This window comes from Ferruginibacter sp. HRS2-29, from assembly GCF_024343615.1.
Taxonomy (GTDB): Bacteria; Bacteroidota; Bacteroidia; order Chitinophagales; family Chitinophagaceae; genus Ferruginibacter.
In genome coordinates this window covers 16,786-36,698 of sequence record NZ_RJUB01000144.1, presented here as the reverse complement: position 1 = coordinate 36,698, position 19,913 = coordinate 16,786, and the positions used below count along the sequence as shown (strand labels likewise).

Genomic DNA, 19,913 nt, shown 5'->3' with positions numbered 1-19,913 from the left:
TTACGCATAGTACGTTCTCAACTTCAACTCAACGAAAAATGGCTCGCAATACGAGCCATTTTTTAAAAGAATGCGCCACAGGCGCATTCCTATTCTTAATTGTTAATTATTAATTGATTACTGTCCTACCATAAACACCGCATTACACAACATCAGTTTTCCATTCTCCCAGAAATTTCGGAACATCACATTATCGGTTATATAAGTAACGGTTCCGTCGCCGAGTTCCTGTACGCCGAAGAGTAAACCGTCTTTTAATTTCGGGTTGAGCTTGTACCCGACATATCCCGCCAGTTGATTTTCTTTACGCATCACCCCTACATTCCAGCCGCCTTCTTTCATGAATTCGTAAACCTTATTGTCCATTTTAAGCGTGTAATAATATTTCGGATAACCGAACATCAGCGGATGTGTATTATCTACATCCACTTTGAAGATGGCCCCGGGTGTGCTGTACGACAACATGTTCCTTTCCCTGCAATCAAACTGCCTGATGGCTTCGTACGGATCTTTATCCTTGTCTTTAGCATCTGCATTGGAATCCGGCTCGTTCTTCGATTTCAGCAGGCTCCAATCCTGTTTGGACAATTGCGAAACTGCATTTTCCAGAGCAACCACTCTTCCGCCGTTATCGATCCACTGACGGAATTGCTCTGCCTGATCTTTGTCGCTCAAAAATTTGTATCGTCCGTCCGGCAGGATGAGCACGTCTATATCGCTCCAGCGGATACGGCTCACATCATTGGCATTGATGAGCGTGAGTTTATATTTCAATTCATTGTCGAAGAAATTCCAGATCTCACCTGCCGCATTTTCATTGGTGCCTTCACCCGTCAGCATCGCCACACGAACGGCATTCATCGGGTGTACATAATAACTTCCAAAGTCGTATCCTTTTTCTACCATGCCGGTATTGACCATATTCATCTTAACCTTATTGGCATTGCAAACATCACTCACCACTTTCCATAAAGTATTTCCAAAACGTTCATTGGCTTTCTTCACGATGATGAGCGACCCATTGCCATAAGCTTGCCCGTTTGCTTTGAAACCCGTTTCTGCAAAACGAACCTTCACTCCTTTTGCCAGCAACTGCGCCATCACTTTTGCAGAGGCAACCCCATCCCAGCGGATCACATAACCATAGGCATCCTGCGGAAGGTTGTCGGTAAAATCGGGCAGCACTTTACCTGTACCTGTGCTTACTACCAATTTGCTGGCATAACCCGTAAGTCCATATACATAAGGCATTGCCCATGCAGTGATGTCATACGTAGCAGAATCGACCAGTTTGGTTTCCGGTTCAAATAAAACTTTTACCAATGCAGCTTTAGGTTGTGCAGAAGAAACCACCAGGTCGCCTGCGGCAAAGTTGAATGCCATTTCTTTCTTTTGCTGGTAGCTGTACCCTCTCCCGGTGCCGGTGCCCGTGGTGCCATACTGGATGCCGTTTTTATCCAGTAGTTCCATTAATGCCGCCAAACGTTGTGCATCTTCAGGATTATTTTTTATCACATATGATTTGTATTCGCCGATATTGCCACTCACAGCTTCATTAAAAAATCTGCGGTATTGTTTTACAAGTTCCGCAGCATTTTGCGAAGCAATTTCTACCGTGCTCATTCCTGTTGTGTAGTGATGGATGGCACGATCATATAAAGTGAGCGTATCGCCTTCGTCGGTATCTATGCCCAGTCCGCCTGCCGGGCCGCCGCCTTGTTCGTAGGTCATGCCGATGGAGCCGTTGTAGATCGGGTAGGTATCTCCGTAAGAAGGGTACAAAAGATCGAAGATCTCTTTGGTAAAATACAGCCATCCGTTCTTATCAAAATATTTCGCGTGATTTTTTCCGATAGACTCCTGGAAATCCCTTTGCCATTTGGTGATCACTTCGTGATAAGGCTGCGCTGCCGGCGCAAAATAATAGGGCTGGTTAGGGCCTTGCTCATGAAAATCCACATGTACCTGCGGCAGCCATTGGTTGTATTGCGCAATGCGCTGGCGGCTTTCCACCTGTGTCTGCCACGACCAGTCGCGGTTAAGATCGAAATTGTAATGATTGCTTCTTCCTCCCGGCCACGGTTCCCTGTGTTCGCGGGCGATCCTTGCCGGGTTGTAATCCTTCCCCACTACGGAATTGAACCAGTTGATATAACGTTCCCTTCCATCGGGATTGAGGCATGGATCGATGACCACTACCGTATTTTTCAGCCATTCTTTCGACTGGGCGTTTGACGGATCTGCTAACGCAAACACCGTGAGCATGGCCGCTTCCGAAGAAGATGTTTCATTGCCGTGCACATTATAACTCAGCCAGACGATGGCCGGTGCGGTTTCCGACGGCATCATCCTATCCTTTGCCACATTGGCCAGCCGAAGATTGTTGAGGCGGATATTTTCGAGGTTCGCCATGTTCTCCTGCGAGGCAACGAAGGCAAGATATAACGGACGATGTTCGTTCGTTTCTCCATACTGCTGCAATTTTACATTTGCGGATGCCGCCTGCGCCACATATTGAAAATAACTGACCACTTTATAATGTGGCGTGTACCTGCTGCCGATCTTATAACCAAGAAATTCTTCCGGTGATTTTAATTGTGCTACAGAAATTAAAGTGATAACAAGTGCCGCGGAAAGCAACAGGATTTTTTTCACAATGGATCATTTAGGAGTTAATAATGGAAAAGCAAAAGTCAGGTAATTTTTTCAAACTACCTGACTTTTGTAATGGGTCGGCCAACGTTTGGCGGAGTGACCGCTTTAAGGGTAGCCGACCTTATTTAATACCCTGGGTTCTGTGTCAATACCCCGCCACCAGCATTTATTTCGCGGAGCGGAATAGGGAATACGAGTTCGTTGGCATCGTAAGAGAACCCATCAATAGATTCCTGGAACCTTTTGATATCCTGGATACGTTGTCCTTCATGCGCCAGCTCGAGCCGGCGTTCGTAACGGATGTTTGCCAGGTTAGTAGCTACCGCTCCAAGACCTGCCCTGCTGCGTATGGCAAGCATATCCTGTGCGGGAGTGGCTCCAATGGATGTACCCAGCCTGAAATTGGCTTCAGCCCTTGTAAGGTACATTTCGCCGAGGCGGACAACCGGTAAGAACCTGTACTGGAATTTCCATTTTCCACTGCGGTAGATATCGCTTCCATCGAGATAGAATAATGCCCCACGGGCATCAGATGCATCATATAGATCGATGTGATCTTCATTGATCTCGATATCGCCATCGCGTGCCCCATAATCGGTAATGGAGAAATAAACCTGCAGATCATTCGAGCCATCCTGCGCTGTCACCGGCAGCACATAGATATCTTCTTTGGAAGCAGAGGTATTGTTGAACACTTTCGCATAATCAGTTTCCAGTTCAGCTCCTGAATTTTCAATCACATTATTGGCTTCATCGCGTGCCCCTGCATAGTTACCCATTTGCAGATACACCCTCGATAATATGGCCGATACGGCATATTCACTGCCATACTCGCCCACTTCGCCACCAATGATCGGTTTGGCGGCAACAAGATCCGCGACCACCTGTGCATACGTGTCCTGTACACTGCTGCGGGCAACCCTGTTCGCTGCTGTCACTTCACCATTCACCGTTGGTGTGAGGATTATCTGAAGCCCGGGGTTTGTGCCCACATTGCCGGCGCTGTATGGTTTTGCAAACAATTCCACCAGCTCAAAATATACGAGCCCGCGGAGAAAAAGGGCCTGCCCTTTCACCCTGTCGCGGTCTGCCGGATTTACGGTATTGATATTTGCCAGGATGTTGTTACAGATATTGATGGCCCGGTATCCTTGCAGGTAAGTATCTGATATGAAACTGTTGTTGGTAAGGATTTCCTTCCGGTAAATCTCATCCGGCTGATTGAACGTTCCCACCCAGGTGATCTCATCGCCTGCACCAAGCAATTCGGAGTACATCTGTACATCGCCACCCAGCAGGGAAGCGCCGGATACTACATCATATGTACCATTGAGCGCTGCTTTAATATTGGCATCGGAAGTGAATACAAATTCTTCATCTACGCTCTGTGTTGGCTGTACATCTAATTTTTTTGAACAACCGGTGACCAGCAGGGCGGCGCTTATTATATAGATCGATAATTTTTTCATTGTTGTAAAATTAAATTGGATAATTAAATTAGAAACCAAGGTTGAGCCCTACAGAAAAATTCTTTATCTGCGGAGCAGCGTAAAAATCGCTTCCCTGGTTCCTGTTGCCTGCCCTGTAATCGGTATTCACTTCCGGATCCCAACCTTTGTAATCGGTAAAAGTGAGAAGGTTTACACCGGTAACATAGAATTTGGCGCTGGTAAGTTTTGCCCTGCGGATGAGCGATGCAGGAAAATTGTAAGCCAGTGTAACACTTTTCAGGCGTACATAATCACCATCTTCCACATACCTGCTGGAAGCAGAAATACCATTTCCCCCGCCAAGGCGAAGCTGAGGTACCTGGGTGATATCACCAGGTTTCTGCCACCTGTCAAGCTGGTCTCTTGTCTGGTTATCGAACCAGTCAAAACTTGCACTCATGAAACCACCGGCGCCATTCTGTATCTGGTTGCCGAATACTCCCTGGAACAATACATTCAGCTCAAAACCTTTGTAGCTGAAGCTGTTTCCAAAACCGGCGATCAGCTTGGGATTAGGGTTACCGACGATGAAGTTCCCGGCTGCATTATAATCATTGGTCGTGGTTTTCCCATCCTGCAAATAATACAGCGCATCGCCATTGGCAGGATCTGCCCCGGCAAACTTAGGCCCGTAAAATACGCCGATAGATTCGCCAACGATAAGTGAGTTAAGATAACGGCCATCGTTACCCGCAATCAAAGTCTGATCGCCATCCAGCTTGGTGATCTTATTTTTATTGAAGGCAAGGTTCAGGTTGCTGCTCCATTTGAAATTCCTGGTGCTTACATTATCCGAATTCAATACGATCTCAAGCCCTTTGTTTTCCATTGCTCCCAGGTTCACCAGTTTGTTGGAATAACCGGTATTTCCCGGAACGGGAACGCTATAGATCAGGTCTTCGGTTTTGCGTTTGTACACATCGATCTCACCACTGATCCTGTTGTTGAAAAATCCGAAGTCGATACCGAAATCCAACTGGTTGGATTTTTCCCATTTAAGATCAGGATTTGCCAGCTGGGTGGAAGCCAGCCCACCGGTTCCGTTATACGCTACACCTCCCCACAATCCGCGGGAAGCGAAATCGCCAAAACCATCTGCGTTGCCGGTAAGTCCCCAGCTACCACGGAGTTTAAGGAAACTGAGCAATTTTTGCCCCTGCATGAAATTTTCTTCAGAAACGATCCAGCCAAGAGATGCCGCCGGGAAAAAACCATAACGGTTGTCGTTGCCAAATACAGAAGAGCCATCCACCCGTCCGCTCAAAGTAACGAGGTAGCGGTTATTGAATTTATAATTCGCCCTGGCGAAATAAGAAAGGAACGTAGAATTAGATTCCCTGGAAGTACCGCCTTTTATTAACCCCGCACTCGCCAGTTTTTGCAACTGCTGGTTAGGGAACTGCTCCCCATATACATTGGCAAATTCAGAATTGTAATCCTGGAACGACATACCTGCCACCGCTTCCAGGTCGTGCTTTTGTGAAAAATTCTTTTTGAAAGTAAAATAGTTATTGGTGTTGTAAGTCAGCCCGCGGAACCAATCTGATTCGCCGTAACCATTACTACCTGTACCATAGGTAGTGTTAGGGCCATAGAACTGATCATCGTTCTGGTTTTGTATATCCACCCCAAATTCGGTCCGGAAAGAAAGTGACCGGCTGAAATTATATTGTCCGAAGATATTCCCGATATTCCTGTAGATAACAGCTTTGAATTTACCTTCGGCGTAATCGATGTATGGGTTGTTGTAGGTGGTAACCGGCAGGGTAGATAAATTACCATCCTGGTCGTAGAAAGGCGTCACCGGGCTCAGGGCCACTATCTGCATTGGCGTAGCAAATTCATTGTCTACCTGTACACGGCCGGCGCTCGTTTGCGACAAGCTCATATTCAACCCGATCTTGAATTTGTCAGAAACTGCCTGCTCGAGATTGATCCTCGAAGAAAGGCGTTTAAGCCTGTTACCTATCAGGATACCATCCTGGTTAAGATAGGAAAGGCTGAGATAATATTTTGTACGGTCGGTACCTCCGGAAGCAGAAATATCCAATGCGGAAGTCATGGCATCGGGATCAAATGCTTTCTTTTCCCAGTTGGTATTGGTCTGGTTGGTCCTCCAGTCTGACCAGCCCGAATAACGATCCAGCCTGCCCTCGGCAAATTCCAGCCAGGAATCAGGGTATTGTGCCGGATCCAGCGGATCTATACCATCGAGATTATCGCTGTTGATTGCGGCTTCTCTCAACAGGGCAACATATTCGGGCGCATTCAGGAACCCGCGGTAATGTGTAGGCTTGTTGACACCATATTGTGAATTCACCTGGAAATTGGTTTTCCCGGAGCGTCCTTTTTTAGTGGTGATGAGCACTACTCCATTGGCCGCCCTGGAACCATAAATGGCGGCAGCAGAGGCATCTTTTAAAATGTCGAATGATTCAACGTCGTTGAAGTTGATATCGGAAATAGGGCTTCCTGAGTAAGAGTTATTACTGATAGGAATACCGTCGATGACATATAGTGGGCTATTGGAGGCCGAAATCGATCCGGAACCCCTGATCAACACTTTCACCCCTTCTCCTACTTTACCGCTGTTGGCTTCTACAAACACACCGGCCGCACGCCCCTGCAAAGCCTGGTTGAGGTTGGTAACAGGCATATTCTGGACATCGCTGCCCTTCACTTTGGCGATATTTCCGGTAAGGTCTTTTTTGATACGTGTACCAAAACCAACCACCACCACTTCATCCAGGTTTTTGGTGCCGCTGGCATCAAGCGTTACATTGGTAGTAGTTCCGCTTGCTGATACCTCTTTGCTGGTATACCCCAGCGAAGAAATGACAAGCGTTGCGCCACCCGAAGGGATGTCGATACGGAAAGAACCATCCTGGCCGGTAGAAGTACCCGAAGAAGTACCTTTTACTATAACGGAAGCATTGGAAATGGCGGCGCCCGATTTGGAATCGGTGATCTTGCCGCTGGTAGTGGTTTGCGCCCAGGCCATAGAACCCGATAGCAGGAACACCAGCAACAACAGAAGTGTTGATTTCATCATAAGAAGGAGTTTTAAGGTGAATAAATGTGTATGTTAAAGATAAGTTAATGAAATGTTGATTACAAATTAACTTAGCTTCCATAAACCGGCTAAAAATTTGATTTTTATTGACCCTGATCAATTATTTTAGTCCTTACAATCGTTCGGCAGCGAAGTGAAGGCTACAGGTTTCTGGAGTCCGTTGAGCATTTTGTGGAAGATTTTTCACTTTTTACAGGTTACTCCTCAACAACATTTTTTTTCCAGGATTTAATGATATAAGTTGTATCCCTGTCATTTGTAATAAATTCTTCAAAAAAGCTATACACGGCTTTATTATTGAAGTGACAGCATATCCATCCTTATTAAAGCCACCTCCTCCCCACATTTTTTATCATTTTAAAATTACTTTCATGAAAGTATTTATTACACTTCTGGCTGTATTGCTGTTTAGTATATCCTTGTCGGCTCAGCCATACCCCGTAGGAAAGCGGACGGTCTCCTTCACTGACGCTTCCCGTAGCAACCGGGTTATTCAGACTGATATCAATTATCCTGCAACAGTGGCGGGATCGAATACGCCACTGGCGGGTGGCACTGCCTCGTTTCCGGTAATTGTCTTTGGCCATGGGTTTCTTATTGGAACGGGTTCTTACCAATGGCTGGCAGATTCACTGGTGAAATACGGGTATATAGTAGCCCTTCCGGCAACGGAGGGCGGCGTTTTGCCTTCTCATGGGCAGTTTGGAAGCGACCTGTCATTTCTTTGCAGCTATATAACTTCGTTAAATGATTCATCCTCTTCCTTTCTTTACCAGCGGGTAATCAAAAAAGCAGCGGTAGGAGGTCATTCGATGGGTGGCGGATCCAGCTTTTTAGCGGCTGCGCAAAATAATAGTGCGATCAGTGTTTTATTTAATTTCGCCGCCGCCGAAACAAATCCTTCTGCTACCACAGCAGCTTTGAGTGTAACAAAACCATCCCTCATATTCAGCGGAAGCAATGATTGTATTGCAGCACCCGCAGTACAACAGGCCATGTATAATAATATTGCCTCCTGTAAATTTTATATTAATATCACGAACGCCCTGCATTGTCAATTTGCCGGCAACAATGGTATTTGTGCCACCGGGCAGGTATTTTCGGGGTGCAACAGTTCTTCCATCAACACTCCCATTGTTTTCAATAAAGTACAGACGATGCTGTTGCCATTCCTGGATTATTACCTGAAAGGGATCTGTTTGCGGGGAAATGATTTCGACAATGCGTACAATACTATCACAGGCGTAACCAAAACGCGTTCCTGCCCGGCATTACCATCCTGCGGCATCTTGCCTGTTACCCTTGTAAGCTTCAGGGGTGTAATGAATAATGGGAAGGCTGAACTTTCGTGGAGATCTGCCGCTGAAATAAGCCTTCGCAGCTATACGCTCGAACGCAGCCAGGATGGAATATCGTTTGTACAATTCAACACTATCTTGCCCAAAGCTTCTGCAGGCCAGGGTGCCAACTATGCGGCAACCGATGCCTATCCTTTTTCCGGAACATCATTTTACCGCCTGAGGATCACCGACAATGACGGGACGATTAAATACTCGGATGTGGTGAAACTTTCAAGTCCTCAAAAGACGTTCACCATCACCGCTCTTTATCCCAATCCTGTAATGGACATCCTCACTTTACAGGTTCAGGCAGACCGCCGCCAGCAGATCACTTTTACCATGCTGGATGTTACGGGCAGACCGGTTTCCATCCAAAAGGAATCATTCAACAGCGGCATTGTCAACGCTTCTCTCAATTTAACCAAACTTTCATCAGGTACTTATATCATGCAGTACAAAGGTGATGGGAGCAGTTATGTAAGTGGTAGTTTTAGGGTCATCAAAAAATAGAGCCTTATACTATATTACAACAAAGCCCCGGGATGATCCCGGGGCTTTGTTTATACATTTGATCGCCTCATTTCAAGACCCCCAACTCCTTCCCTACTTTTGTAAATGCTTCTATGGCTTTATCCAGGTGTTTCTGTTCATGCGCTGCGCTTAATTGCACGCGGATACGGGCCTGGCCTTTGGCTACAACCGGGAAGAAGAACCCGATCACATAAATGCCTTCTTCGAGCAGCTTTGCCGCAAAGTTTTGTGCTATTACGGCATCGTACAGCATGATGGGAACGATCGGGTGCTCGCCGGGTTTTATGTCAAAACCTGCGGCGGTCATTTTTTCGCGGAAATATTTTGTATTGTATTCGAGTTTGTCCCGGAGTTCGGTAGTGCTGCTCAGCATATCCAGTACCGCTATGGAAGCTCCTACGATACTTGGCGCCACCGTATTTGAAAACAGGTATGGCCGGCTGCGCTGGCGCAACATTTCGATGATCTCTTTTTTACCGCTGGTAAATCCGCCGCTGGCACCACCGAGGGCTTTGCCCAGCGTACCGGTAATGATATCCACACGCCCCATTACACCACGGTATTCGTGTGTGCCGCGGCCTGTTTTGCCGATGAACCCGCTGCTGTGGCATTCATCGATCATTACGATAGCATCGTATTGATCGGCCAGGTCGCAGATCTTATCCAGCTGCGCAATGGTACCATCCATGCTGAACGAACCATCGGTAACGATGATGCGGCTGCGGAGATGGGCACTTTCTTTCAGTTTGGCTTCCAGGTCGTCCATATTGTTATGCTCGTAGCGGTAGCGTTGTGCCTTACAAAGCCTTACCCCATCAATGATAGACGCATGGTTGAGCGCATCGCTGATGATGGCATCTTCTTCGTTGAACAATGGTTCAAATACACCCCCATTGGCATCAAAGGCGGCTGCATAAAGGATGGTATCTTCCGTACCGAGAAAACCTGCAATTTTAGTTTCCAATTCTTTATGTATATCCTGCGTACCGCAAATGAAACGCACGCTGCTAAGGCCATAACCACGGTAATCGATGTATTTTTTTGCCGCTTCCAGCACTTTTGGGTGCGAAGAAAGTCCCAGGTAATTATTAGCGCAGAAATTCAATACGGTATTCCCGTTCACGATGATCTCAGCGCCTTGTTCGCTGCTGATGATCCTTTCTTTTTTGAAAAGTCCGGCAGATTTGATCTCTTCTACTTCGGCACCAATACGGCTGGCAAATTTTGTATTCATATGATCGACTTTTTTTTCAACCGTGCCATCCGCCGTTTTAAAATGAGCTGGCACGGTGCTTTTGGTTTTGTTGCGTGCCATCCGTTATTTTTTTCCGGAGATGGCACGGTCTTAAATGGATGATAAATAAAAATATGTTACAAAGCTAGTAACAATGAAGCAGCAAAACCGTCTATAAGTTAAAAAACAGCTGTTATTTTTAACATTAATGGCTAAAATCTGTAACATTTAACCTTTAGTTTCGTTTTACCAATAAACAGCGCTCATGCAGATCAAAAAAGATATCCCCCTTTTTCTAGTACTGGCATTGGTATTTACGTGGTTGCTGATGAACGGACGTGCTTCAACACCCCCTTCCTGTATGGGTTCCTGCCTCAAAGAAAATCCTGCCGGCAAATGCACCGAACAAAAAGATATACCTGGGGGCGCCTCTTCCCCGCTGAATTTCATCACCAGGGGCATTTTTCATATCCCTTCATAATTTTTTTTAAATTCCCTGTAACTTTTCCTTTTTTCTATTCGTATAACCTAAAACGAACGATCTGGATTAACTTTACCGCTTCTGACAAACTGTATGACTGAAAGAGAATATAACGAATGTGTGAACCTTTACTCGGATAATGTTTACCGCTTTATCCTGAAGAATCTTCGTAACGAAGAGGATGCAAAGGACGTTATACAGGGGGCATTTGAAAAACTATGGATCAACAGGGAGCAGGTGATCACTGAAAAAAGCAAGAGTTTTTTATTCACGATCGCCTACAACCAGATGATCGATCATATCCGCAAGAGCAAAAGGGTGAGTTATAAGGATGAATTTTCAGAAACGGCTTTAGGTGTAAACCAGCAGCAGAACAATACCAAAAGGATCCTCCAGGAAGCCCTCAGCCAGCTGAGCGAAACCCAACGGAGCCTGGTGATGCTGAAAGATTACGAAGGATATAACTATGCAGAGATCGGGGAGATCACCGGCCTGAACGAGAGCCAGGTGAAAGTTTACCTGCACAGGGCCCGTTTGCAGCTGAAGGCATATATCATCAAACCGGAAAATGTGATCTGAGGAAACCTGGTCAAACAATTAATTAAATGAACATCAACCGCGATAATTACGAAACAATCTTTCTTCTCTACATCGACAACGAGTTGTCTGTAGCGGAAAGAAAAACCGTGGAAGAATTCGTAGCACAAAATCCCGACCTGCAGGCAGAATTGCAGCAGTTGCAGGATGTGGTGCTTACGCCGGATGAATTGCCGGTATTTGATAAAAACAGCCTGCTCAGGACCTCGCTTGCAGAAGATACGATGGAAGAAAAAATGCTGATGCTGCTGGATAAGGAACTGGATGAGGAAGAAGCAGGTGCATTGCAAAAAACTATCGGCGCAGATGCCTACCTGCAAAAAGAATGGAACATCCTGCAACTGGCAACACTAGATGCGGATGATAAAGTGATCTTTGAACAAAAACACCTGCTATACCGCAAAGAAAAAGACAACGTGGTTGCAGGAAGATTTGTAAGATGGGCAGTAGCTGCGGTATTGATAGGCGCAGGATTTTTTGCCACCATCACTTTTATCAACAATAAAGAAACAGCAAACCCTGGCACGGCCAGTATTAAAACAGAAGGTTCCGGCAGCGAACTGGCAACAAAAACGGAAAGTGTTGACCAGCAAAAAAACAGTGCGTCAACTGCTCCTGAAACCGCCAACAGCAATACAGCAGATGTAAAAGCTATTACACCCGACGATGTACAGGCGGAAGAAAGAAAGCCCCGGCAGCAGATGGCCAGCAACAAAGAAGTAAAAGTACCTGTGGAAAAAGTGTTGCCGCTAACCAAAAAAGAAATACCTGAAGAAACCCCTTTGCTGGCCGTTCACAAAAGCCAGCAGGTAGAAAAGATAAGCCCGGAAAAAACGAATGAAGAAATGGCCATCAGCGCCCTTCAAAAGAAACCGGACCTGAGGGATATCAATATGCTCGATGTGCAGAAGAACAGCATTGCCTCAACAGCGAGCCTGACCGAAGAAACCAATGATGACCGCATCCTGTATTTGAACGAGGAAGACGTCTCCCGGACAAAAGCTGCAGGATTTTTTAGAAAAATAAAAAGAACCATTACCCGTAAAGCCAACATCAAAACCGGGAACGGATTAAAGATCGCAGGCTTTGAAATCGCACTAAAATAATCAGCACAATTAAAACAACGTATATGAAAAGGCTAACACTTTTATTAGCAATGGCAATGCTTTGCACAGTAGCGTATGCCCAAAATGACACTGTAAGAGTAATTAAAGAACGCAATGACACCATGCGTATCGGCAACATACTCATCATCAAAAAAGGAAAAAGAGGCAGCGGAAATGACAGCAGCTCCATCGTAATGAAGCGCACTTATTCCAGCAGGAGATCGAATTCAAAAGTAAGTACCAATTTCTTCGTTCTCGATCTTGGTTTTGCTAACTACAACGATCAGACGAATTATGCCAACCCCGGCGGGTATCTTGTAAACAGGCCAGGGTCTCCGGCATTTTCCGGCAACGATTTCAAGCTACGCACAGGCAAAAGTGTGAATGTGAATATCTGGTTCTTCATGCAGCGCCTGAGCCTGGTGAAAAGAAATATCAACCTGAAATACGGACTTGGACTGGAGTTGAACAACTACCGTTTTAAATCTAATATCAGCTTTAAGGAAAATGGAGTGATCCCATACAGCGGCGGTGCACAAACAACCGGCGCGTTCATTTTCCGCGATTCCATTTCGTTCAGCAAAAACAAACTTGCGGCCGATTACCTCACAGTGCCGCTGATGCTGAACTTCGCTTCCAACAGGGCCAGTTCTAAAAAAGGGGTTAGTTTAAGCGTAGGCGTTAGTGCCGGATATCTTTACAGCCAGCGCAACAAACAACGCAGCGACGAACGTGGTAAAGAAAAGAACAAAGGCGAATACGACCTGGAAAGATTCAAGCTGAGTTATGTAGCAGAGCTTGGCCTTGGCCCGGTAAGGTTGTACGGTTCTTACAGTCCGAAATCTATGTTTGAACATACACTTGATATCAAACCATACACCGTTGGTATCAGGTTAAGTAACTGGTAATAGTTTTTTATTACTTTTTGGGTAAACCCTTCGCTTGCAGGCGAGGGGTTTTTTATTGAAAAGGCAACCGCAGCTGATGGGTTATCAACTCAATTCTTTTTCTTCCCGTCTTCCCGACAAATTAGCCGGGAAGACGGGAAGAAGTTCTCACAGAATTCAGTTTATCTCTGCCAAAACTCTGCTCCCTCATGTTCTCCGCGGTTAAGCCTTTTACACGATCAACAAACCCGTCACCCGACACCCGTACCCTAGCTTTCCACATTTAAAAATTTTCACCTTTTTTTAGCTTGCCGGTATAAAAAAATATTTATTTTCACGACAGATTGTCAATGTTACCCACACGATAAAATATTTAACGGTGACCGGGCGTTGACAATCAAAGCAAAATTCTCCTGAAAAATGAAACACCGCTTTTATCTTCCTCTGCTGGCTTTGGTTCCGATGAGCCTTTTGATGGGTTATATGCCCGCCCGATCGACCAAACTGAAAAAAGTAAGCACTTCAGAAAACCCTTATTACATCATCGTCGACAAAAGCGATTACGAATTGAAAGTATTCGACGATGAAGGCTGGTATGCCACTTACCCCATCGTATTTGGCAGCAAAGACCTGAGCGACAAAATGAGGGAAGGTGATAAACGTACGCCTACCGGCAGTTTCAAGATCATCCTCAAAAAGATCCATCCGAAATGGGGCCCGGAACTACTCCTGGATTATCCTACCAACGAAAGTTATAAAAGATTCAACGAGCGTAAAGCACAGGGATTGATCCCTAAAAATGCCCGCATCGGCGATGGGATAGCAATTCACGCCACCCGGCCCGAAGAAGAATGGACCGTAGATAATTTTTACAACTGGACCGATGGATGTGTGTCGGTAAAATATACGGAGATGAAGGACCTGTTCAGTTACATACCAGTAGGCACCAACGTTACCATTCAACCATAGGATTGGTAAGTGAATGGTGAATAGTGAATAGTGAATAGTGAATAGTGAATAGTGAATAGTGAAACCTTCGAAGGTTGTTTTTAAATCAAGTTTTTATTTACAGAAGTTTTTAATACTGGTATAACAAAAAGCGCAATCGAAATGATTGCGCTTTTTGTTATCTAAAAAATTCCTGATTGCATAAAATTCAAGCTAATTTACATGCCCCGAAGATTTCACCATTCACCATTCACCATTCACTATTCACCATTGACTTCAATCACGTTCCCATCCCCATAACTCAAAAACCTGAACCCATTCTCCATTGCATACGCATACATTTTTTTCCAGTCATCGCCGATGGCCGCCGCTACGAGTAACAGTAATGTGGACTGTGGCTGATGAAAATTAGTAATGAGTATTTTGACAATCCGGAAGCGATATCCCGGTGCGATCAGCAATTGTGTACGGGTAAAAATGTTTGACTGCCCGTTTTCCTCCATCCAGCTGAGTAAAGCAGTAAGTGCGTCTTTGGCCGGCAATGCCATATCCCGCAGGCGAGGTTCATATACATCCCATTGTCTGATGTCGAGTTGTTTTGCTGAAGGATCCAGTGAGGCTTTCACGCCAAGCCAGTACAAAGATTCGAGCGTGCGCAAGGATGTGGTACCAACAGCAGCTACAGTTTCGTAACACAACAATTCTTCAATAGCTCCCCTGCTCACATCGATATATTCCGCATGCATTTCATGCCCTTCCATCTTTTCGGCTTTTACCGGCTTGAATGTACCGGCACCCACATGCAGCGTAACAAACAACCGCTGAATGCTTTTTGCTGTTAATTTTTCAAAAATACTTTCGGTGAAATGAATCCCTGCCGTAGGCGCCGCCACGGATCCTTCATGCTCCGCAAAGATGGTCTGGTAGCGGGATACATCCTCGTCATCGGTGGTACGTTTGATATAAGGCGGCAATGGCACATTACCGGCTGATTGTAAAATGGCAGCAAAGCTGATATCTGCCGGTTCCCAGCTAAATTCTACAATATAAGCCTCTCCTTCCTTTCCAGACCTGGCTGCATAAAGTGAAACAGGCTTTCCATTGACAACAATATCTTTTTGAATACGCTCTTCTTTCCACTTTGCGGCACCGCCGACAAAACATTTCCATTTCACACTTCCCGTTTTACTCATCACCGTAACGTACTCATTTACACTTTCGTAAGGCTCCAGGCAAAACACCTCGATACGGGCCCCCGTACTTTTAAAAAAACTGATGCGTGCATTGATCACTTTGGTATTGTTGAAAACAAGCAGGCACCCTTCGGGTAAATGATCACCGATGTTGGAAAATACATCTTCTGATATTTTTCCTTTTTTATAACTGAGTAATTTAGACGCATCCCTTTGTTCGAGCGGGTGCAATGCGACCCTGTCATCCGGCAGGTCATAGGTATAATCCAGTATGGAGATCTCTGATGGTTTCATTATGGTAAAAATGCGGTTATTTCGGCCATCCATTTTTCGTGCTCTTTCTTGCAAAGGCTTTCGTGGCCGCTGTTTTCGTACACCACCAGTTTTTTGGCAGTTTTAATATTTGCATATACCGCATTGGTTTCTTTTTCTGTCACCCGCGGATCATTCTTTCCCCATTGCAGCAACACGGGGCATTTGATGTCTTTCACATATTCTTCGGGTTTCAGGTTATACGCCCAGAAACCACGGATAGTTCCACCCCAGAATGTCAGCAGCGTACTTAATGGCTCTGCCGGCAAATGCATCATTTTGATACGCCCCCTCACGGCATCCGGCAATGAACCGAAAGGCATTTCGAGGATCACCCTGGATGGCTCCAGCTTATAATCGTGCATGGCTTTCGTGATGCTGGCAGCGCCCATGGATATACCCCAGAGAATGATATTTTTTTCTCCCGAGATCTTTACATGATCATACGCCAGTTTTATATCTTCCGCTTCCTTGTAACCAATGGTAGTAGTATTTCCCTCGCTGTTGCCATGCGCCCTGAAATCGACGAGCAGGGTATTGTATCCCAGGTGGCGAAAGCCTTCCGCCTCGGTCAATATAGCCGCTTTGTTGCTGCCATGTCCGTGAAACATCACCACGGTTCCTTTTGCAGAATCCACTTTAAAATCCCATGCCTGAAGTTTAAGGTTATCTTTTGTACTAAAGTAGATAGTAGAGAAATTGCCCGCGGGAACACTATCGGGCCGCTTGGCAGTATTGAAACCGAAAAGGATCTCTTTCGTTTTGTCCCAGCCGGTCTTTTGGTTGGCAGGCTTTACCGTCACCTCCCCATAATTGTAAAAATGGGTGAATTTATACGCATGAAATATCACCACAATATTCAGCAGGATAAATAGTACAAGGATAACCTTGAGAACGCGCCGCAGTGTTTTTTTCATCTTAAAGTAATATTTTCAAAATTAGGCGAAAGCCTTAATAAAATTGAAAGATAGTTCTATTAATATGACTAAATTTAGCCCCGTAAAATAACCAGAAAAATATATAGACATGATCAAAACAGGAATGGCCTTTTTGTTAGGCATTACAACTGTATGCGCTACTGCGCAAACAAAGCCCATTGAGTGGAAAGAAGCCACCAGCGGCGGTTACACCTATAAGTATGTAACCAATGACCCCGACAAAGCCAGGTTTTATACCCTCAAGAACGGGCTGACCGTTATTTTGAGCCCGACCAACAAAGACCCGCGGATACAATGTTATGTAGCGGTGAAAGCCGGTAGCAAAACCGATCCCGCCACTCACACCGGGCTGGCGCATTACCTGGAACATATGATCTTCAAAGGAACCGACAAATACGGTTCACTCGACTGGTCGAAGGAAAAGCCGGAGCTGGACAAGATCACGGCGCTTTATGAAGAATACAATAAAACGACCGATCCCGAACAACGCAAAGCGATCTATCACCGCATCGACAGTGTGAGCGGCGTTGCCAGCAAGTTTGCGATAGCGAATGAATATGATAAAATGATGAGCTCGATGGGTGCACAGGGTACGAATGCATTCACTTCATTTGAACAGACAGTTTACACGGATGATGTGCCGGCAAGCTCTATCGACAAATACCTTGCTGTACAGGCCGAACGTTTCCGAAACCCTCAGCTGAGGATCTTCCATACCGAACTGGAAGCGGTGTATGAAGAAAAAAACCGTACACTCGATAACGACGGCAGAAAAGTCTTTGAAAAATTATTCGCAGAACTTTTCAAAAAACATAACTACGGCCTTCAGACAACCATCGGTACGATCGAACATCTGAAAAACCCATCGTTGATCGAAATCGAAAAATATTTTCGTACCTACTATGTTCCAAACAACATGGGGGTGATCATGTCCGGCGATTTTAACCCTGACGTGATGATCAAAAAAGTAGATGCCGCTTTTTCTTACATGCAAAATAAACCGGTAACGAAATATGCCTTTCAGCCGGAAGCGCCTATCACAGCACCTGTCACAGCCGAAGTGGTTGGCCCGGATGCGGAAAGCGTGACCATCGGGTTCAGGTTGCCAGGCAACAAGGATAAGGATGTATTGCTGGCAGACCTTGTCGGGCAGATCCTCACCAATGGCAAAGCCGGCCTGATGGACCTTAACCTGGTGAAGAAACAAAAACTGCTTCGTGCATCTGCATCAGCTTTCACCCTGATCGATTACGGCATCCTGTACATGAGTGGAAATGCTACGCAAAACCAATCGCTGGAAGATGTAAAAGCATTGATGCTGGGTGAAATTGAGAACCTGAAAAAAGGAAATTTCGACGACAACCTCATCACGTCTATCATCAACAACCAGAAGAAAACGGTGATCCAGGCTTCGGAAAGCTACGGTTCACGGGCTTCTGACCTGATGGACGCATTTACCAACGAACTGGATTGGCAAAAGCAGGTGGCTTATGTTGACAATCTTTCTAAAATTACCAAACAGGATATCATCGCTTTCGCGAACAAATACCTGCAGGATAATTATGTGGTTATTTTCAAAAGAAAAGGTGAAGCCAATGTGGTGAAAGTTGAAAAACCGATCATCACCCCGGTAGAGACCAATGCCAACAAACAATCGGATTTTGTGAAGATGGTCAACAAAATGCCATCTAATGCAGTAAAACCTGTTTGGCTGGATTACAATAAAGACCTGCAAAAAGCGAATGTTGGGCCTGCACAGGTGTTGTATGTACAGAATAAAGATAACAGCATTTTCCGCATGCGCTACCGCTTCGACTATGGCACCTGGAATGATAAAAAACTGGGCATTGCAGCCCAATACCTGCAGTTCCTGGGAACTGATAAAATGAGTGCTGAAGAGATCACCAAAGAATTCTATAAGATAGCCTGTAGCTTCAACATCAGTGCTGGTGCAGAATACACAACTGTAACCATTGAAGGCCTTCAGGAAAACTTCGACAAAGCGGTTGTGTTATTTGAAAATGTATTGGCAAATTGTAAAGCCGATGAAACGGCGTTGAAATCTTTAAAAGCCAGGCTCGCTAAAAGCAGGACGGATGCGAAGCTGAACAAAGGCGCCATTTTGGGAGGCCTTACTTCTTACGCTCGTTTTGGTGCAAAAAACCCATACAACTATACTTTAAGTAATGACGAACTGGGTAAAATCACTTCTGAAGAACTGGTAAATACTTTGCACGACCTGTACAAATATTCTCATAAGATATTGTACTACGGCCCGAAACCATTGGCAGCGTTGACTGCTTCTTTGAAAAAAGCCCACAAACTGCCGGCAGCATTTGCAGCAGCCCCGGCCAAAGCTTCGTTTGCGCCAACAACGCAGTCATCTAACCAGGTGTTGTTTGCCGATTACAAAATGGTGCAGGCGGAAACAAGGTGGATCAGGAATGGCAACACATACAACCCGGCAGAAGAGCCGTATGTAGCGATGTTCAACAATTATTTCGGTGGTGGTATGGGTGCATTGGTATTCCAGACGATCCGCGAAAGCAAGGCGCTGGCTTATTCTACTTTTGCAAGTTTTGTATCGCCTGATAAAAAAGAAGATCCGTTCTACACGATCGCTTATGTGGGCAGCCAGGCCGATAAATTCAATGAAGCAGTATTGGCGATGAACGAATTGCTGAACGACCTTCCGAATGTGCAGGCGAATATTGAATTTGCGAAAGCCGGTATCAAAAAAGATATCGAAACCGAACGCATCACGCAGGATGGCATCATCTACAATTACCTCACTGCACAGCAGAAAGGGTTGAATTATGATATCCGTAAGAATATTTACACTACGGTAGACAACATCGGTTATAATGAACTGAAAACTTTCCATAGCAAAAATATTGCTAACAAGCCTTACACTTACTGCATCGTGGCTTCAGAATCAAATCTGAAACAGGATGATCTGAAAAAATATGGCGAAGTGAAGAAACTGACGCTGGAAGAGATTTTCGGATATTGATCTCGCGCTAAGATGGAAAGATAAAATGCAAAAGCGCCCCGAAATACTTCGGGGCGCTTTTGTTTTTAAAGCGGTGCTGCAAATATCACCGTCCATCTGCATGTTGATGCAAACT

General features: G+C 45.4%; 13 protein-coding genes. 7 read left to right on the top strand and 6 right to left on the bottom strand.

What is annotated here, in order from left to right:
• Positions 1–117: 117 nt before the first annotated feature.
• From EGI32_RS16785 to EGI32_RS16775, 3 genes are all read right to left on the bottom strand, one after another.
• Positions 118–2,655, bottom strand: coding sequence for a M14 family metallopeptidase (locus EGI32_RS16785; RefSeq protein ID WP_255156511.1), 2,538 nt, complete (start codon positions 2,653–2,655; stop codon positions 118–120).
• A 125-nt stretch (positions 2,656–2,780) separates the two neighbouring features.
• Positions 2,781–4,124 (bottom strand): RagB/SusD family nutrient uptake outer membrane protein, encoded by a 1,344-nt coding sequence (locus EGI32_RS16780; RefSeq protein ID WP_255156510.1) that lies wholly within the window; start codon positions 4,122–4,124, stop codon positions 2,781–2,783.
• Between the two features lie 28 nt (positions 4,125–4,152).
• Entirely contained in the window at positions 4,153–7,197 is a 3,045-nt protein-coding gene (locus EGI32_RS16775; RefSeq protein WP_255156509.1) for a TonB-dependent receptor, read from the bottom strand.
• A gap of 392 nt (positions 7,198–7,589) precedes the next feature.
• Here EGI32_RS16775 and EGI32_RS16770 point away from each other — a divergent pair, with 392 nt between their 5' ends.
• A complete protein-coding gene (locus tag EGI32_RS16770) occupies positions 7,590–9,068 on the top strand; it encodes a T9SS type A sorting domain-containing protein (RefSeq protein WP_255156508.1) in 1,479 nt (492 codons plus the stop codon).
• A gap of 67 nt (positions 9,069–9,135) precedes the next feature.
• Here EGI32_RS16770 and kbl read toward each other — a convergent pair whose 3' ends face one another.
• Entirely contained in the window at positions 9,136–10,323 is a 1,188-nt protein-coding gene (kbl, locus tag EGI32_RS16765; protein ID WP_369681679.1) for a glycine C-acetyltransferase, read from the bottom strand.
• A 265-nt stretch (positions 10,324–10,588) separates the two neighbouring features.
• On the opposite strand from kbl, the gene EGI32_RS16760 reads away from it, so the two are divergent.
• From EGI32_RS16760 to EGI32_RS16740, 5 genes are all read left to right on the top strand, one after another.
• Positions 10,589–10,804 (top strand): hypothetical protein, encoded by a 216-nt coding sequence (locus EGI32_RS16760; protein ID WP_255156506.1) that lies wholly within the window; start codon positions 10,589–10,591, stop codon positions 10,802–10,804.
• A 93-nt stretch (positions 10,805–10,897) separates the two neighbouring features.
• Complete coding sequence (locus EGI32_RS16755) at positions 10,898–11,383, top strand: RNA polymerase sigma factor (protein WP_255156505.1); 486 nt, start codon at positions 10,898–10,900, stop codon at positions 11,381–11,383.
• A 26-nt stretch (positions 11,384–11,409) separates the two neighbouring features.
• Positions 11,410–12,507: an anti-sigma factor gene (locus EGI32_RS16750; protein WP_255156504.1), complete on the top strand. Its 1,098-nt coding sequence runs from the start codon at positions 11,410–11,412 to the stop codon at positions 12,505–12,507.
• Between the two features lie 23 nt (positions 12,508–12,530).
• Positions 12,531–13,415: an outer membrane beta-barrel protein gene (locus EGI32_RS16745; RefSeq protein WP_255156503.1), complete on the top strand. Its 885-nt coding sequence runs from the start codon at positions 12,531–12,533 to the stop codon at positions 13,413–13,415.
• Positions 13,416–13,814: 399 nt separating this feature from the next.
• The gene (locus EGI32_RS16740; RefSeq protein ID WP_255156502.1) at positions 13,815–14,363 is read left to right on the top strand and encodes a murein L,D-transpeptidase family protein; all 549 of its coding nucleotides are present in this window, start codon (positions 13,815–13,817) and stop codon (positions 14,361–14,363) included.
• A 239-nt stretch (positions 14,364–14,602) separates the two neighbouring features.
• Here the strand turns inward: EGI32_RS16740 and EGI32_RS16735 are convergent, their stop codons facing one another.
• The gene (locus EGI32_RS16735; RefSeq protein WP_255156501.1) at positions 14,603–15,829 is read right to left on the bottom strand and encodes an S-adenosylmethionine:tRNA ribosyltransferase-isomerase; all 1,227 of its coding nucleotides are present in this window, start codon (positions 15,827–15,829) and stop codon (positions 14,603–14,605) included.
• Positions 15,829–16,764 (bottom strand): alpha/beta hydrolase, encoded by a 936-nt coding sequence (locus EGI32_RS16730; protein WP_255156500.1) that lies wholly within the window; start codon positions 16,762–16,764, stop codon positions 15,829–15,831. Before EGI32_RS16730 ends, EGI32_RS16735 begins: the two co-directional genes overlap by 1 nt.
• A 109-nt stretch (positions 16,765–16,873) precedes the next feature.
• Between EGI32_RS16730 and EGI32_RS16725 the strand changes: the two genes are divergently transcribed.
• Positions 16,874–19,798 (top strand): pitrilysin family protein, encoded by a 2,925-nt coding sequence (locus EGI32_RS16725; RefSeq protein ID WP_255156499.1) that lies wholly within the window; start codon positions 16,874–16,876, stop codon positions 19,796–19,798.
• Positions 19,799–19,913: the final 115 nt, after the last annotated feature.

Coding starts and splice junctions, on each gene's coding strand:
- EGI32_RS16750 (WP_255156504.1), top strand. CDS start 11,410: ATGAACATCAACCGCGATAATTACGAAACAATCTTTCTTCTCTACATC.
- kbl (WP_369681679.1), bottom strand. CDS start 10,323: ATGAATACAAAATTTGCCAGCCGTATTGGTGCCGAAGTAGAAGAGATC.
- EGI32_RS16755 (WP_255156505.1), top strand. CDS start 10,898: ATGACTGAAAGAGAATATAACGAATGTGTGAACCTTTACTCGGATAAT.
- EGI32_RS16725 (WP_255156499.1), top strand. CDS start 16,874: ATGATCAAAACAGGAATGGCCTTTTTGTTAGGCATTACAACTGTATGC.
- EGI32_RS16775 (WP_255156509.1), bottom strand. CDS start 7,197: ATGATGAAATCAACACTTCTGTTGTTGCTGGTGTTCCTGCTATCGGGT.
- EGI32_RS16770 (WP_255156508.1), top strand. CDS start 7,590: ATGAAAGTATTTATTACACTTCTGGCTGTATTGCTGTTTAGTATATCC.
- EGI32_RS16745 (WP_255156503.1), top strand. CDS start 12,531: ATGAAAAGGCTAACACTTTTATTAGCAATGGCAATGCTTTGCACAGTA.
- EGI32_RS16780 (WP_255156510.1), bottom strand. CDS start 4,124: ATGAAAAAATTATCGATCTATATAATAAGCGCCGCCCTGCTGGTCACC.
- EGI32_RS16760 (WP_255156506.1), top strand. CDS start 10,589: ATGCAGATCAAAAAAGATATCCCCCTTTTTCTAGTACTGGCATTGGTA.
- EGI32_RS16740 (WP_255156502.1), top strand. CDS start 13,815: ATGAAACACCGCTTTTATCTTCCTCTGCTGGCTTTGGTTCCGATGAGC.
- EGI32_RS16730 (WP_255156500.1), bottom strand. CDS start 16,764: ATGAAAAAAACACTGCGGCGCGTTCTCAAGGTTATCCTTGTACTATTT.
- EGI32_RS16735 (WP_255156501.1), bottom strand. CDS start 15,829: ATGAAACCATCAGAGATCTCCATACTGGATTATACCTATGACCTGCCG.